Raw genomic sequence first — 14,378 nt, 5'->3', positions numbered from 1 at the left:
ATCGGGTGATCCACTACTCAAGTGTCGCCTAGTGCCCGGTGGGGCGCCCGGCGTTTTCCGGGCGTCCGGTCAGACGCCTGGCATGGTCCAGGTGGGCGCTCAGCTGCTTCTGGATGCGGGCGGTCGCCTCGTCCAGCGCCTTGCGGGTACGCCGTCCACTGCCGTCGCCCGCCTCGAAGGGGTCTCCGAAGACGACGTCGACCCGGCTGCGCAGCGGGGGCAACGCCTTTGTCAACCGGCTGCTCTTCTCGGAACTTCCCAGGACCGCCACCGGGACGATCGGCGCGCCGGAGCGGACCGCGAAGTACGCGAGTCCGGCACGCAGCGAGGCGAAGTCGCCGTCGCCGCGGGTGCCCTCCGGGAAGATCCCGAGCACGCCGCCGGACGACAGGACGCCGAGGGCGTCGGTGATGGCGGTGCGGTCGGTGGTCTCACGGTCCACCTTCACCTGGCCGATGGCGAGCAGGAAGGGGTCGAGCGGACCGATGAACGCTTCCTTCTTGATCAGGAAGTGGGTGGGGCGGGGCGCCACTCCCATGACCATCGGGCCGTCGATGGCGTGCGAGTGGTTCACCGCCAGGATCGCCGGGCCGGTCGCGGGGACCTTCCAGGCGCCGAGCACGCGCGGCTTCCACAGCCCGTACATCAGGCCGACGCCGATACGGCGCCCCACCTCGGCGCCTCTTTCGGAGGGTGCGGTCACCTGGCAGCCCGCTTCTCCTCGACGAGGGTGACGACGCACTCGATGACCTGCTGGAGCGTGAGGTCGGAGGTGTCCACCTCGACCGCGTCGTCCGCCTTGGCGAGGGGGGAGGTCTTACGGCTGGAGTCGGCGGCGTCCCGCTTGAGCAGGGCCTCGCGGGTGCTGTTGACGTCCGCGCCCTTCAGTTCACCGCTGCGGCGGGAGGCACGCGCCTCCGGGGAAGCGGTGAGGAAGATCTTCAGATCGGCGTCCGGCAGCACGGTGGTGCCGATGTCGCGTCCCTCGACGACTATGCCCAGCCCGGCGGCGGACGCGATCGAACGCTGCAGCTCGGTGATCCGGGCGCGCACCTCGGGCACCGCGCTGACCGCGCTGACCTTGGAGGTGACCTCCTGCGTACGGATCGGGCCCGCGACGTCGGTCCCGTCGACCGTGATGGCCGGCGCGGACGGGTCGGTCCCGGAGATGATCTCCGGCTTCCCGGCCACGGCGGCGATCGCGGTCGGGTCCGTGATGTCGATGCCGTTGGTCACCATCCACCAGGTGATCGCCCGGTACTGCGCGCCCGTGTCCAGGTAGCTGAGGCCCAGCTGCGCGGCCACGGCCTTGGAGGTGCTCGACTTGCCCGTGCCGGAGGGGCCGTCGATGGCGACAATCACTGCCTGGGCGGGCCGGGCGGCGCCGTTTTCCACGGTGGGAACACCTTCCTGGTGCGGGGTGGAGGTCTGTGCGGGGCACGATCGCGCCCCGCACAAGGTTACTGGCTCCCCGGACCCCGCATTACTGGCCCTTCCCGGGGCCGATCACCCGACGCGCCCCGACCCGCCACACAGGCCACCCGGCCCGGACAACAGCCCTACTGCGGCGGCGGGCCCGGACGACGGTCCTACTGCCGCAGCGCCCAGCCCCGCTCCCGCAGCGCCGTGCTCAGCACCAGTGCCGCCCTCGGCTCCACCATCAGCTGGACGAGGCCGGCCTGCTGTCCGGTCGCGTGCTCGATGCGTACGTCCTCGATGTTGACTCCGGCGGCCCCCGCGTCGGCGAAGATGCGGGCCAGCTGGCCGGGCTGGTCGTCGATGAGGACGGCCACCGTCTCGTACGTCAGAGGCGCGGCACCGTGCTTGCCGGGGACGCGGACCTGGCCCGCGTTGCCGCGGCGCAGAACGTCCTCGACGCCGCTCGCGCCCTCGCGCCGCTTGGCCTCGTCGGAGGACTGGAGGGCGCGCAGGGCCTGGACGGTCTCGTCGAGGTCGGCGGAGACGTCCGCGAGGAGGTCGGCGACCGGGCCCGGGTTCGCGGAGAGGATGTCGATCCACATCCGGGGGTCGGAGGCCGCGATCCGGGTCACGTCACGGATGCCCTGCCCGCACAGCCGTACCGCCGCCTCCTCCGCGTTCTCCAGGCGCGCGGCGACCATGCTGGACACCAGGTGCGGCATGTGGGAGACGAGCGCGACAGCGCGGTCGTGGGCGTCGGCGTCCATGACGACCGGGACGGCGCGGCAGTGCGACACCAGCTCGAGGGCGAGGTTCAGGACCTCGGTGTCGGTGTCCCGGGTGGGGGTGAGGACCCAGGGGCGGCCTTCGAAGAGGTCGCCCGTCGCGGCCAGCGGGCCCGACTTCTCGCGGCCCGACATGGGGTGCGAACCGATGTACGCGCAGAGGTCGAGGCCGAGCGCCTCCAGCTCGCGGCGCGGTCCGCCCTTGACGCTCGCCACGTCGAGGTAGCCGCGCGCGACCCCGCGCCGCATGGCGTCCGCGAGCGTCGCCGCCACGTGCGCCGGCGGGGCCGCCACGATCGCCAGGTCCACGGGCCCGCCGGGCGCCTCGTCGGTGCCGGCGCCGAGCGCGGCCGCCGTACGGGCCTGCTCCGGGTCGTGGTCGGTGAGGTGGACGACGACGCCACGCTGGGAGAGCGCGAGGGCCGCCGACGTACCGATCAGCCCGGTTCCGATGACGAGCGCGGTTCTCACTGGGCGATGTCCTTGCGCAGCGCGCCCGCGGCGCCCAGGTAGACGTGCGCGATGTCGGCGCGGGGCTTGTCGGACTCGATGTGCGCGAGGACCCGTACGACCCGGGGCATCGCGCCCTCGATGTCCAGCTCCTGCGCGCAGATCAGCGGCACGTCGACGATGCCCAGCTTGCGGGCGGCGGCGGCCGGGAAGTCGCTGTGCAGATCGGGCGTCGCGGTGAACCAGATGCTGATGAGGTCGTCGGTGGTGAGACCGTTCCGCTCCAGGACGGCGGTGAGCAGCTCGCTGACCTGCTCGTCCATGTGGCCGGCCTCGTCCCGTTCCAGTTGGACGGCGCCCCGGACCGCTCGTACCGCCACGGTGTCACTCCTCGCTGAGCCGAGCTACGTACTGGTCGTATCTCGTCGTATGTCGTCGTGTCTCGTCTTGTCACACCAGCGTAGTCAGGCCGCAACGCGCGAGTGCGCGGCGCCCGCCTGACGAGACGGCCGCCGCGCACGAAAGGGAGCACGCCTCAGAGCGACTGCTGCTTGATGAGGTCCTCCAGGGAGGCGCCCGACTGCGGCAGCTCTCCGCTCGGGGTCAGTTTGTCGACCGCCTGGGGCAGGTGCTGGGCGATCTGGTCCGCGGCAGGTCACCATCCGGCCCGAATCTCCGCCAATGTCACCCGAATCGCCCTATTCCGCCACTTGTAGTGAGAACACGCCCGTGCGCCTCTGGACGCCGGGGCACGGGTCCGCTCTCATGGCAGGAGACTCGCCTCGGGGGAGGCCCGCATGGCCCGTATGAAACGCCCAGGACCGCTGCTCACCCTTCTGGCGGGACTTCTGCTCGCCGTGTTCCTGCTGACGCTCGACGCGACGACCGGGTCGAAGAACGCGTACTCCTCGCGCCAGGAGGCCTCACCCAGCGCCACGCCACAGGCGAGCCCGCCGCCCACCGGTACGCCGCCGTCGCCGAGCCCCCCGCCCCCTTCGAAGAGCGCGCCGCCGAACGCCGACTACGCGGGCCGCACCGACGACAACTCCTCGGCGGTCGCCGTCTCCCTGCGGGACGGCAGGGCGATCGCGTACTTCTGCGACGGCCGGAGCAAGGAGTCGTGGCTGAAGGGCGACGTCAAGGACGACGGCACCATGAAGCTCACCGGCAAGCACGGCGCCGAAGTGAACGGCACGCTCAAGGACGGCACAAGCATCCGCGGCACCGTCGATCTCGGCGGGCAGCGTTACGCGTTCACCGCCGACAAGGCGGTCAAGCCGTCCGGGCTCTACCGCGCGACCGCCACGGTGCGCGGCGCCAAGCTCGACGGCGGCTGGATCGTGCTGCCCGGCGGCAGGCAGGTCGGCATCCTCGACCGCGACGGCAAGCCCGCGGCGGCGCCGACGATCGACCCGCGGACCGGCACCGTGACGGTCGACGGACAGACACTCACCGCCTCGCCCGTCACTCCATGACCCGTTCGTAACCCTTCCTGGCCCTTTCCTGATCGGGGAGCCGACATGACCGTGGATCCGAACGCCGCCACCCAGGGCTTCCCCCCTCCCCCGCCCGCCCACCGCCGCCCGGGCGCGGCCCGCTATCTCGTCCCGGCCCTGGTCGGCGCGGCGGTCGCGGTCGGCCTCGGTGCCTACGGCAAGGTGCACCACCCGGCGGGGACCGCCTTCAACCTCGCGGGATTCAGCAGCCCGTACGCGGTGAAGTCGTGGCTGGCGACGACGGCGTTCGCCTTCGCGCTGGTCCAGGTCGTCTCGGCCTTCATGGTCTACGGGAAGCTGCCCGGGCCGAGCTGGGCGCCGGTGCTGCACCGCTGGTCGGGGCGGGTGGCGTTCCTGGCGGCGGTGCCGGTCGCGGTGCACTGCCTGTACGCGTTCGGCTATCAGACGTACGAACCGAGGGTGATGTGGCACTCGCTCCTGGGTTGCTTCTTTTTTGGTGCATTTAGTGCCAAAATGCTCCTGCTCCGCTCGGAGCGACTGCCCGGCTGGCTGCTGCCCCTGGTCGGAGGACTCGTCTTCGTCGTCCTCACGGCCATCTGGCTGACGTCGGCTCTCTGGTTCTTCCGTACGTTCGGAGTGACGACATGATGACCCCCCCGGCGCGGCGCACGGTGCTCGGAACGGGCGCGGCCTTCCTGCTCGCGGGGTGCAGCAAGTACGGCGACAGCAACAGCTCGTCGGCCCCGACCGCGACCACCTCTCCGATCTCCTCCCCCAAGTCGTCAGCGGGCCGGGAACTCGCCGAGAAGAGCGACATCCCGGTCGGCGGCGGCAAGATCTTCAAGGATCAGAAGGTCGTGGTCACCCAGCCGAAGAAGGACGAGTTCAAGGCCTTCTCGGCGATCTGCACCCATCAGGGCTGCACGGTGAGCAAGGTCGCCGACGGCACCATCGACTGCCCCTGCCACGGCAGCAAGTACCGCATCACCGACGCCTCGGTGGTCGCGGGCCCGGCCCCGCGTCCCCTGCCCGCGAAGAAGATCACGGTGAAGGGAAAATCGATCTTCCTGGCGTGAGCGGGCACGTACGCTCCAGGACATGCATCCCGAGACCCCGGTGTCCCTGGTGCGCGACCACACGATCTACTCCTGTGTGATGGGTTCGCGCGCCTTCGGGCTGGCCACGGACGGCAGCGACACGGACCGCCGGGGTGTGTTCCTCGCACCGACCCCGCTCTTCTGGCGCTTCGAGAAGCCCCCGACGCACGTCGAGGGGCCGGCCGAGGAACAGTTCAGCTGGGAACTGGAGCGCTTCTGCGCCCTCGCGCTGCGCGCCAACCCGAACATCCTGGAGTGCCTGCACTCCCCTCTCGTCGAGTACGCCGACGAGACGGGTCGCGAACTCCTCGCCCTGCGCGAGGCGTTCCTCTCCCGCCGGGCGCACGACACGTTCGCCCGCTACGCGCTGGGCCAGCGCAAGAAGCTGGACGCCGACGTCCGGCAGCACGGCGCCCCGCGCTGGAAACACGCCATGCACCTGCTGCGCCTCCTCATGAGCTCCCGTGACCTGCTGCGCACCGGCGCGCTGACGATAGACGTCGGCCTCCGGCGCGAGGCGCTCCTCGCGGTGAAGCGCGGCGAGGTCCCGTGGCCGGAGGTCGAGGCCTGGATGTCCCGGCTGGCGACCGAGGCGGACGAGGCGGCCGTCCACAGCCCGCTGCCCGCCGAACCGGACCACTCCCGCGTCGAGGACTTCCTCCTGCGCACCCGCCGCGCCTCAGCCCTCCGCGCGGACCGCGGAACTCCCCGGACCCGCCGGCCGGACCCGGACGACGAAAGCGTGCGGGGCGTCGTAGACGGACGGAGCGTCCGGCAGCGCTGAGGCGTCCTGCGCCACGTCAGCGCGCCATATCCACTGCATCCCCTGCATCCCAGAGCGGTCTCTCACGCATCCCAGAGCGCCCCCAGCGACATGAGGTCGCTCTGGTACTCGATGCGGTCGGCCCACTCCGTCGGCCAGGCGTCGGAGCCGTGGTGGGCGCCGGCGAACGCGCCCGTCAGGCAGGCGATGGAGTCGGAGTCGCCGGAGGTGCAGGCCGCGCGGCGCAGCGCGGTGACGGGCTCGTCGACGAACTGCAGGAAGCAGAGCAGTCCGGTGGCGAGCGCCTCCTCGGCGATCCAGCCCGCGCCGGTGGCCAGGCACGGGTCGCTCTCGGGCGAGGCGGTGCGCACGGCGTCCTGAAGGCGGTCGAGGACCTCCAGGCACTCGTCCCAGCCGCGCTCGATGAAGTGCTCCGGTGTGGGGTCCTGGCTGCGGGTCCACAGGTCGCCGAGCCAGCGGGAGAGGTAACGGCCGCGGTTCTCCTGGGCGTACGAGCGCAGGAGACCGATGAGTTCCGTCGGCTCGGCCCCTCCGGCGAGGAGCCACACGGCGTGAGCGGTGAGGTCCGAGGCGGCGAGCGCGGTGGGATGGCCGTGGGTGAGCGCGGCCTGCAACTGCGCGGCGCCCGAACGCTGTTCATCGCTGAGCCCCCGTACGAGCCCGACCGGCGCCACCCGCATGTTGGCCCCGCACCCCTTGGAGCCGATCTGGCTGGCCTCCTGCCAGGGCCGGCCCTGGGTCTTCAGGAGGTTGCAGGCCACGAGGCAGGTGCGGCCCGGCGCGCGGTTGTTGTCGGGCGACTGGTACCAGTCCACGAACTCCTCGCGCACCGGCCGTTCCATCCGCAGCGGTGTGAGCAGGCCGCGGTCCATCGCCGTACGCAGTCCCCGCCCCAGCGCCAGCGTCATCTGCGTGTCGTCCGTGACGATCGCGGGCCGCGGCAGCTTCATCTCGCGCCAGGGGCCGAACTTGGCCAGGATCGAGGGGACGTCGTTGAACTCGGTCGGGAAGCCCAGCGCGTCGCCGAGGGCGAGGCCGAGCAGGGATCCGGTGGCGGCGTGCTTCGCGAGCGTCGGGGTGGTGGTCATGAGGGCCGTCCTTCCGAAGGGGGACGCAGCAGGGGTGGCTGCAGGGCGGTGGCGCCGCCCGCGCGGTAGAGCGCGGCGGGTTTGCCGCGGCCTCCGGTGAGGCGTGCGGCCCCCGGGACCGGTTCGACGAACCCGGGCGTGGCGAGGACCTTGCGCCGGAAGTTGGGCCGGTCGAGGACGGCGCCCCACACCGTCTCGTAGACCCGCTGCAGCTCACCGAGGGTGAACTCGGGCGGGCAGAAGGACGTGGCCAGACAGGTGTACTCGAGCTTGGCGCCGACGCGTTCGTGGGCGTCGGCGAGGATGCGGTCGTGGTCGAAGGCGAGCGGGCCGACCGAGCCGTACGGCAGCCAGCGGGCCTGTGCCGCGTCACCGCCGCCGTGCGGCTCGGGAGGGTCGGGAAGCAGCGCGGCGAACGCGACGGAGACGACCCGCATTCTCGGGTCGCGGTCGGGTTCGCTGTAGGTCCGCAGCTGTTCCAGGTGGAGGCAGGAGAGGTCCGGGATGCCGGTCTCCTCGGCGAGTACACGCCGGGCGGCCGTCTCCGCGGACTCCTTCGGCAGCACGAAGCCCCCGGGCAGTGCCCAGCGGCCGGCGTACGGTTCCTGCCCCCGTTCGACGAGCAGCACCTCGAGTTCGCCCGCGCGGACGGTCAGAACGGCGAGATCGACGGTGACGGCGAAGGGCTCGAAGGCGTACTTGTCGTAGCCCTCGGGGACGAGGCCTCCCCTTGCGCGCAAGTCACCCGCCCCCGGTTCCGCACGAGTCATCGTCAGCACGAGTAATAGTCAGTACGACTATAAAAAGCCGAACCGCGCCCCCACAAGACCTCGGGCGCGGTTCCCGCACATCGGTGACAGAAGCCCTCAGCGGCCCCTGGAGCGCGTCGGAGCTCGCTGGGCTCCCCGAGGGCGGTGAAAGCGGGCGGAGGGCGCACAGCGCCCTCCTGGGCCGTCAGGCGGGGCCTAGAGATCGACCTCCTGCATGAGCATCCCGACCTCGGTGTTCGACAGGCGGCGCAGCCAGCCCGACTTCTGGTCGCCCAGGGTGATCGGGCCGAAGGCCACGCGCACGAGCTTGTCGACCGGGAAGCCGGCCTCCGCGAGCATGCGGCGCACGATGTGCTTGCGGCCCTCGTGGAGGGTCACCTCGACGAGGTAGTTCTTGCCGGTCTGCTCGACGACCCGGAAGTGGTCCGCCTTCGCGTACCCGTCCTCCAGCTGGATGCCGTCCTTGAGCCGCTTGCCCAGGTCGCGCGGGATCGGACCCACGATGTGCGCGAGGTAGACCTTCTTCACGCCGTACTTGGGGTGGGTCAGCCGGTGCGCCAGCTCGCCGTGGTTGGTGAGCAGGATGACGCCCTCGGTCTCGGTGTCGAGCCGCCCGACGTGGAAGAGCCGCGTCTCGCGGTTCGTCACGTAGTCACCGAGGCACTGCCGGCCCTCCGTGTCCTCCATGGTCGAGACCACACCGGCGGGCTTGTTCAGCGAGAAGAACTGGTACGACTGCGTGGCGACGGTCAGACCGTCGACCCGGATCTCGTCCTTCTCGGGATCGACGCGCAGCCCCTGCTCCAGGACGATCTGGCCGTTGACCTCGACCCGGGCCTGCTCGACGAGCTCCTCACAAGCACGCCGGGAGCCGTAGCCCGCACGCGCGAGCACCTTCTGCAGGCGCTCGCCCTCCTGCTCGGCGCCCGGGAAGGTCTTGGGCAGCTTGACTTCCTTCTTGCCCGCGTACCGGTCCCGGTTGCGCTCCTCGGTCCGCGTCTCGTACTCGCGCGAGCGCGAGGGCTCCGTACGGCCACCACGCGGCTGACCCTGCTTGGGGCCGCCCTTGGCGCCGCCGCGGGCCGCGTTGCCGCGCCCGGACTTCGGGCCTTCGTGGGACGCGGCGGGGCCTACGTCGTAGCGGCGCTCCTCGGGGCGGGGCTTGCCGGCGCGCTTCGGCCTGTCGTCGCGCCCTCCCGCGCTCCTCGGCTGGGAGCCGCCCCCACCGGTGCCCCGGGGGTTGCCGCTCCCGCCGGCCCCGCGGGGGTTGCCGCCTCCGCCGGTCCCGCGGGAACTACCGCCTCCACCAGTCCCGCGCGGGTTGCCGCGCCCGCTGTTCCTGCCACTGCCACTGCCACTGCTTCGCATCAAAGTTCCGTCGTCGTCGTGTCGTCTGCATCTGCATCCGGTGCATCCGGATCGAACGACGGGACCCCTTCCAGCGTCTCGGCCTCGATCGCGTCCGCCTCGGGGAGGAAGGGCGCGAGCTCCGGGAGCTCGTCCAGACCGCGCAGGCCCATTCGCTCCAGGAAGTAGTTCGTCGTCACGTACAGGATCGCACCTGTTTCGGGTTCCGTGCCCGCCTCCTCGACCAGACCGCGCTGCAACAGGGTGCGCATCACACCGTCACAGTTCACTCCGCGGACCGCCGAGACCCGGGATCGGCTGACCGGCTGGCGGTAGGCGACGACCGCCAGGGTCTCAAGTGCCGCCTGGGTGAGCCGGGCCTGCTGCCCGTCGAGGACGAAGCGTTCGACCGCCGCCGCGTACTCGGGCCGGGTGTAGAACCGCCAGCCGCCCGCGATGAGCCGCAGCTCGAAACCGCGGCCCTGGACGGTGTACTCGTCGGCCAGCTCCCGCAGCGCGTCCTTGATCTGCCGTTTGGGCCGCTCCAGGATCTTCGCGAGGTGCTCCTCGGTCGCGGGCTCGTCCACGACCATGAGGACGGCCTCCAGGGCGGGCTTCAGGTCGAGGTCGGCGACGGTACGCAGGCCCGCCGCGATGTCGGTGGTCTCCTGGTTCACGCCTTCTCCTCCTTGGCGCCGTCCTTGGCCCTGTCGTCCTTGGTGTCGCCGTCCTTGGCCCGGTCGTCCTTGGCCGCCTCCGCCGGGCGGTCGAACTCGTCCGTCACCTTCGGCTGGTCGCCGCCGTCCCCGCCCGTCCAGCGCACCATGAGCTCCCCGAGGGCCTCCTCCTGGTCGAGGGCTACGGCCTTCTCCCGGTAGAGCTCCAGCAACGCCAGGAACCGGGCCACGACGGTGAGGGTGTCCTCGGTGTCCTCGACGAGGGCGCGGAAACTGGCCTCCCCGAGCTCACGCAGCCGCGCCACCACGATCCCGGCCTGCTCCTGCACGCTCACCAGCGGGGCGTGGATGTGGTCGACGTACACCTGCGGCTTGGGCTTGGGCTGCATCGCCTTCACGGCGAGCCTGGCGAATCCTTCCGCCCCGATGCTGATGACCACCTCGGGCAGCAGCTCGGCGTGGTGGGCCTCGAGCCCGACGGTACGGGGGTAGCGGCGGCCCTCCTCCTCCAGCCGGGCGTTGAAGATGTCCGCGATCTGCTTGTATGCGCGGTACTGGAGCAGCCGCGCGAACAGCAGGTCCCGCGCCTCCAGCAGCGCCAGATCCGCCTCGTCCTCGACCTCGGCGGCCGGGAGCAGCCGGGCGGCCTTCAGATCGAGGAGCGTCGCCGCGACGACCAGGAACTCGGTCGTCTGGTCGAGGTCCCAGTCGGGCCCCATCGCCCTGATGTGCGCCATGAACTCGTCGGTGACCTTGGACAGCGCCACTTCGGTGACATCGAGCTTGTGCTTCGAGATCAGCTGAAGCAGCAGGTCGAACGGCCCCTCGAAGTTCGCGAGGCGCACCTTGAAGACCCCGTCACCGGCCTCGCCTGCGGGAACCGCGTGTTCGGGCTCCGTCCTCGGCGCCTCCGGTGCCACGAGGGCCTCGGCCTGCGCCGGAGGCTCGGGCAGCGACTCCTTGGGCAGCGGTTCCTCGGGCAGCGGTTCCTCGGGCGCCGTCTCCGCGGCGGCCTCGACGAGCTCCTCCACCGACTCGGTTCGCCCTTCGGCCGACGGCCCCTCGGCCGACTCGACGCGCTCCTCGGGCCGCCCGTCCCGCTCCTCCGTCGGCACCGGCGTCGCGCCGGGGCCCCGGCCCAGGACACGGCGACGGCCGCCGGAGCCGGCGGGGACAGAGGTGTCGTTCGAGGTCATAGCCGTCGCAGGCTACCGCTACCGCCCGCGAAGCCGTCGTACGAGGATGCTCGCGTCCCCGCGGGATTCAAGATCGGCGAGTACGACGGCGACCGCCTCGCGGACGATCCGGCCGCGGTCGACCGCGAGCCCGTGCTCCCCGCGGAGCACCAGCCGGGCGTGCTCGAGGTCCATGAGTTCCTCGGCGGACACGTACACAGTGATCTTCTCGTCGTGCCGCTCCCGCCCGCTGGGCCGCCGGTTGGCGGCGCGGGAGCGCTTGCTGCCGCGGGCGGGCTGCCCGCCGGCGCCCTCCTGCGTCGCCTGGCGCCGCGCCGAGCGCTCCGGGGCCGTACCCCGGCTGCGGGACTCTCCCGCGTCCGCCTCGGCGTCCGCCGCGACGTGTTCGTCGCCCTCGCCGTCACCGCCCTGCACGGGCACCAACTGCGGCGCGTCCTCCGCGACGGCGGCCGGGTCGCTCTCACCGGCCGGAGCCGGTACCCGGGCCTCGCCGTTGGTCCGGCGGGTGGGGGTGGAGGACTGGAGCGCCATGCCCCCGGTGGTACGGAACAGTTCGTCGGCCCCCGGCAGACTCACTCGGCGTGACACCGGGCGAGCACCTCCCTGGCGAGCTGGCGATAGGCGGCGGCACCGACGGAGTTGGAGGCGTACGTGGTGATCGGCTCACCGGCGACGGTGGTCTCCGGGAAGCGGACGGTCCGGCCGATCACCGTGTGGTAGACGTGATCGTCGAACGCCTCGACCACGCGCGCGAGCACCTCACGGCTGTGCACCGTGCGGGAGTCGTACATCGTGGCGAGGATGCCGTCGAGCTCCAGCTCGGGGTTGAGCCGCTCCTGGACCTTCTCGATGGTCTCGGTCAGCAGCGCGACGCCACGCAGGGCGAAGAACTCGCACTCGAGCGGCACGATCACCTTGTGGGCCGCCGTGAGGGCGTTGACGGTGAGCAGGCCGAGCGAGGGCTGACAGTCGATCACGATGTAGTCGTAGTCGGCCATCAGCGGCTTCAGCGCGCGCTGAAGCGTGGACTCGCGCGCGACCTCGGACACCAACTGCACCTCGGCGGCGGACAGGTCGATGTTGCTGGGCAGCAGGTCCATGTTCGGGACCGCCGTCTTCAGGAGCACCTCGTCGGCCGCCATGCCCCGCTCCATGAGCAGGTTGTAGACGGTGAGGTCGAGCTCCATGGGGTTGACGCCGAGGCCCACGGAGAGCGCGCCCTGCGGGTCGAAGTCGACGAGCAGGACCCGGCGTCCGTACTCCGCGAGCGCGGCGCCCAGGTTGATGGTCGACGTCGTCTTGCCGACGCCGCCCTTCTGGTTGCACATCGCGATGATCGTCGCGGGGCCGTGGCTGGTCAGCGGACCCGGGATCGGGAAGTAGGGCAGCGGGCGTCCGGTCGGTCCGACGCGCTCACGGCGCTGACGGGCCGCGTCGGGCGCGAGCGTGGCCGCGTACTCCGGATCGGGCTCGTACTCGGCGTCGGGGTCGTAGAAGTGCCCCTCGGGCAGTTCGTCGTAGTCGGCGAAGTGGGTGTGGTTCCCGCCACTTCCGTTGCCGGCCATGGCGTTCACGTGATGGCCATCCATGCTCTGGTGTGCTGTCTGAGTCATCCGGGGACTCTTTTGCGCTGCGAAGGTTCGGACAGCGACGGAGCCGACAGCCTCGAGCCCCGTGGGGCCCTGGCCCCGCGCCGGCATTCCTGGTTGACCACCCCCGGGAGTAAATGTCGACTCATTCACAAGTCGTCTTACCTCCTTGGTGACCAGGAAACTTCTAGATAGGTCAGCGTGGCACCATGCCGACGGTTGGCGACTCTATGGCGTGTCACCGGTCCGCAGCAACACAATCCGCCGGACCCGACCCGATGTGTCGGCAACCGAACACCCCTCTGTCAAGGGCGTAAGGCCGTCGCACAGCAGGTTTCACCGGTGTGCGAATCGGTTAAAGGGTTACGTTCGTGGCGAGTTGAACGAGTGTCGCAAAGTGACCCGACACACACCCGGCCGGACCTCGCTGGGCAAGGTCCGGCCGGGTGCCGGGCGTTGACGACCTGTGTTGACGTATCGCCTTTTGCTGATTGATGGGTCAGCCGGCCACTCGTCCGGTCACCCTTCGGTGTCTCAGCCGAGCAGGGACTCCAGCCCGACGTGCTCCAGGCCGTGCGCCTCCGCGACCTCGCGGTACACGACCTTGCCGTCGTGCGTGTTGAGGCCCTTGGCCAGTGCGGGGTCGCGGCGCAGCGCCTCGGCCCAGCCGCGGTTGGCCAGTTCCACGATGTACGGCAGCGTGGCGTTGGTCAGCGCGTACGTGGAGGTGTTGGGCACGGCGCCGGGCATGTTGGCGACGCAGTAGAAGACCGAGTTGTGGACCGGGAAGGTCGGCTCGGCGTGCGTGGTCGGACGGGAGTCCTCGAAGCAGCCGCCCTGGTCGATCGCGATGTCGACAAGAACACTTCCCGCCTTCATCCGGGAGACCAGCTCGTTGGTGACGAGCTTCGGGGCCTTGGCGCCGGGGATGAGGACCGCACCGATGACGAGGTCGGCCTCGAGGCAGGCCTTCTCGAGCTCGAAGGCGTTGGAGACGACGGTCTGGATCTTCGTACCGAAGATCTTGTCCGCCTCCTTGAGCTTGTTGATGTCACGGTCGAGCAGGGTCACCTGGAAGCCCATGCCGATGGCGATCTGCGCGGCGTTCCAGCCGGAGACGCCGCCGCCGATGACGACCGCCTTGGCGGGCAGCACACCGGGGACACCGCCGGGCAGCACACCGCGGCCGCCGTTGGCGCGCATCAGGTGGTAGGCGCCGACCTGGGGGGCGAGACGGCCCGCGACCTCGGACATCGGGGCGAGCAGCGGCAGCGCGCGGCTCGGCAGCTCGACCGTCTCGTACGCGATCGCCGTGGTGCCGGACTCCAGGAGCGCGTCGGTGCACTCCTTGGACGCGGCCAGGTGCAGGTAGGTGAAGAGGGTCTGGTCCTTGCGGAGGCGGTGGTACTCCTCCGCGATGGGCTCCTTGACCTTCAGCAGCAGGTCGGCGGCGGCCCAGACCTCGTCGGCGGTCTCCAGGATCTGCGCACCGGCAAAAACGTACTCGTCGTCCGTGATCGAGGAGCCGACACCGGCGTTCCGCTCGACGACGACCTGGTGGCCGTTGCGCACCAGCTCGTGCACACCGGCGGGGGTGATGGCCACCCGGAACTCGTTGTTCTTGACCTCGCGGGGGATGCCGACCTTCACGTCGATCACGGTCCTTGACTCAGAGGGTTCTGGGGCTATGCACGGCCGGGGCGATGCAAGCCGGGGCAA

Annotated in this window: 16 protein-coding genes; 4 read left to right on the top strand and 12 right to left on the bottom strand. The window is 70.9% G+C overall.

The annotated features are described in order from the left end of the window. Positions 1-28: 28 nt before the first annotated feature. From ACIQTP_RS07740 to aroH, 4 genes are all read right to left on the bottom strand, one after another. On the bottom strand, positions 29-742 hold the full coding sequence (locus ACIQTP_RS07740) for a lysophospholipid acyltransferase family protein (RefSeq protein WP_403397369.1): 714 nt from the start codon (positions 740-742) through the stop codon (positions 29-31). Next, positions 700-1,395: a (d)CMP kinase gene (gene cmk / locus ACIQTP_RS07735; RefSeq protein WP_403397367.1), complete on the bottom strand. Its 696-nt coding sequence runs from the start codon at positions 1,393-1,395 to the stop codon at positions 700-702. The genes ACIQTP_RS07740 and cmk overlap by 43 nt, the downstream gene beginning before the upstream one ends. Before the next feature lie 194 nt (positions 1,396-1,589). After that, a complete protein-coding gene (locus ACIQTP_RS07730) occupies positions 1,590-2,675 on the bottom strand; it encodes a prephenate dehydrogenase (RefSeq protein ID WP_403397364.1) in 1,086 nt (361 codons plus the stop codon). Continuing rightward, positions 2,672-3,034: a chorismate mutase gene (gene aroH, locus ACIQTP_RS07725; RefSeq protein ID WP_054234458.1), complete on the bottom strand. Its 363-nt coding sequence runs from the start codon at positions 3,032-3,034 to the stop codon at positions 2,672-2,674. Before aroH ends, ACIQTP_RS07730 begins: the two co-directional genes overlap by 4 nt. 426 nt (positions 3,035-3,460) lie before the next feature. Here aroH and ACIQTP_RS07720 point away from each other — a divergent pair, with 426 nt between their 5' ends. From ACIQTP_RS07720 to ACIQTP_RS07705, 4 genes are read left to right on the top strand one after another with little or no spacing between them, the layout of a single operon-like run. Then, positions 3,461-4,129 (top strand): hypothetical protein, encoded by a 669-nt coding sequence (locus tag ACIQTP_RS07720; protein WP_403398117.1) that lies wholly within the window; start codon positions 3,461-3,463, stop codon positions 4,127-4,129. Between the two features lie 45 nt (positions 4,130-4,174). Further along, complete coding sequence (locus ACIQTP_RS07715; RefSeq protein ID WP_403397363.1) at positions 4,175-4,759, top strand: DUF6529 family protein; 585 nt, start codon at positions 4,175-4,177, stop codon at positions 4,757-4,759. Then, entirely contained in the window at positions 4,756-5,187 is a 432-nt protein-coding gene (locus tag ACIQTP_RS07710; RefSeq protein ID WP_403397361.1) for a Rieske (2Fe-2S) protein, read from the top strand. The genes ACIQTP_RS07715 and ACIQTP_RS07710 overlap by 4 nt, the downstream gene beginning before the upstream one ends. A gap of 22 nt (positions 5,188-5,209) precedes the next feature. Next, complete coding sequence (locus ACIQTP_RS07705) at positions 5,210-5,992, top strand: DNA polymerase beta superfamily protein (RefSeq protein WP_403397359.1); 783 nt, start codon at positions 5,210-5,212, stop codon at positions 5,990-5,992. 62 nt (positions 5,993-6,054) lie between these two features. Here the strand turns inward: ACIQTP_RS07705 and ACIQTP_RS07700 are convergent, their stop codons facing one another. The 8 genes from ACIQTP_RS07700 to ald all read right to left on the bottom strand — a co-directional run bounded on the left by ACIQTP_RS07700 (position 6,055) and on the right by ald (position 14,318). Further along, positions 6,055-7,080, bottom strand: a complete 1,026-nt coding sequence (locus ACIQTP_RS07700; protein WP_403397357.1) for an ADP-ribosylglycohydrolase family protein — start codon at positions 7,078-7,080, stop codon at positions 6,055-6,057. Continuing rightward, positions 7,077-7,820 (bottom strand): NUDIX hydrolase, encoded by a 744-nt coding sequence (locus ACIQTP_RS07695; RefSeq protein WP_403397355.1) that lies wholly within the window; start codon positions 7,818-7,820, stop codon positions 7,077-7,079. Before ACIQTP_RS07695 ends, ACIQTP_RS07700 begins: the two co-directional genes overlap by 4 nt. Positions 7,821-8,045: 225 nt before the next feature. Then, complete coding sequence (locus tag ACIQTP_RS07690) at positions 8,046-9,218, bottom strand: pseudouridine synthase (protein WP_403397353.1); 1,173 nt, start codon at positions 9,216-9,218, stop codon at positions 8,046-8,048. Beyond that, the gene (gene scpB / locus ACIQTP_RS07685) at positions 9,218-9,874 is read right to left on the bottom strand and encodes an SMC-Scp complex subunit ScpB (protein ID WP_402044197.1); all 657 of its coding nucleotides are present in this window, start codon (positions 9,872-9,874) and stop codon (positions 9,218-9,220) included. Before scpB ends, ACIQTP_RS07690 begins: the two co-directional genes overlap by 1 nt. Further along, positions 9,871-11,070 carry a segregation and condensation protein A gene (locus ACIQTP_RS07680; protein WP_403397351.1) on the bottom strand — a complete coding sequence of 400 codons (1,200 nt, stop codon included), beginning with the start codon at positions 11,068-11,070 and terminating at the stop codon, positions 9,871-9,873. The genes scpB and ACIQTP_RS07680 overlap by 4 nt, the downstream gene beginning before the upstream one ends. An 18-nt stretch (positions 11,071-11,088) precedes the next feature. Further along, positions 11,089-11,658: a hypothetical protein gene (locus tag ACIQTP_RS07675; RefSeq protein ID WP_403397350.1), complete on the bottom strand. Its 570-nt coding sequence runs from the start codon at positions 11,656-11,658 to the stop codon at positions 11,089-11,091. Beyond that, entirely contained in the window at positions 11,643-12,770 is a 1,128-nt protein-coding gene (locus ACIQTP_RS07670; protein WP_075027827.1) for a ParA family protein, read from the bottom strand. Before ACIQTP_RS07670 ends, ACIQTP_RS07675 begins: the two co-directional genes overlap by 16 nt. Before the next feature lie 423 nt (positions 12,771-13,193). Beyond that, positions 13,194-14,318 (bottom strand): alanine dehydrogenase, encoded by a 1,125-nt coding sequence (gene ald, locus ACIQTP_RS07665; protein WP_403397348.1) that lies wholly within the window; start codon positions 14,316-14,318, stop codon positions 13,194-13,196. Positions 14,319-14,378 lie beyond the last annotated feature (60 nt).

The sequence above is a fragment of the Streptomyces sp. NPDC090798 genome (assembly GCF_044768965.1).
Classification (GTDB): domain Bacteria; phylum Actinomycetota; class Actinomycetes; order Streptomycetales; family Streptomycetaceae; genus Streptomyces.
Note: the sequence above shows the minus strand (reverse complement) of the source record. Positions and strands in the feature narration are given on the sequence as shown.

Bases quoted from the DNA above. Each gene is read 5' to 3' on its own strand.
- ACIQTP_RS07705 (WP_403397359.1), top strand. From the start codon at position 5,210: ATGCATCCCGAGACCCCGGTGTCCCTGGTGCGCGACCACACGATCTAC.
- ACIQTP_RS07720 (WP_403398117.1), top strand. From the start codon at position 3,461: ATGAAACGCCCAGGACCGCTGCTCACCCTTCTGGCGGGACTTCTGCTC.
- ACIQTP_RS07715 (WP_403397363.1), top strand. From the start codon at position 4,175: ATGACCGTGGATCCGAACGCCGCCACCCAGGGCTTCCCCCCTCCCCCG.
- ACIQTP_RS07670 (WP_075027827.1), bottom strand. From the start codon at position 12,770: ATGCCGGCGCGGGGCCAGGGCCCCACGGGGCTCGAGGCTGTCGGCTCC.
- ACIQTP_RS07690 (WP_403397353.1), bottom strand. From the start codon at position 9,218: ATGCGAAGCAGTGGCAGTGGCAGTGGCAGGAACAGCGGGCGCGGCAAC.
- ACIQTP_RS07710 (WP_403397361.1), top strand. From the start codon at position 4,756: ATGATGACCCCCCCGGCGCGGCGCACGGTGCTCGGAACGGGCGCGGCC.
- ACIQTP_RS07700 (WP_403397357.1), bottom strand. From the start codon at position 7,080: ATGACCACCACCCCGACGCTCGCGAAGCACGCCGCCACCGGATCCCTG.
- ACIQTP_RS07680 (WP_403397351.1), bottom strand. From the start codon at position 11,070: ATGACCTCGAACGACACCTCTGTCCCCGCCGGCTCCGGCGGCCGTCGC.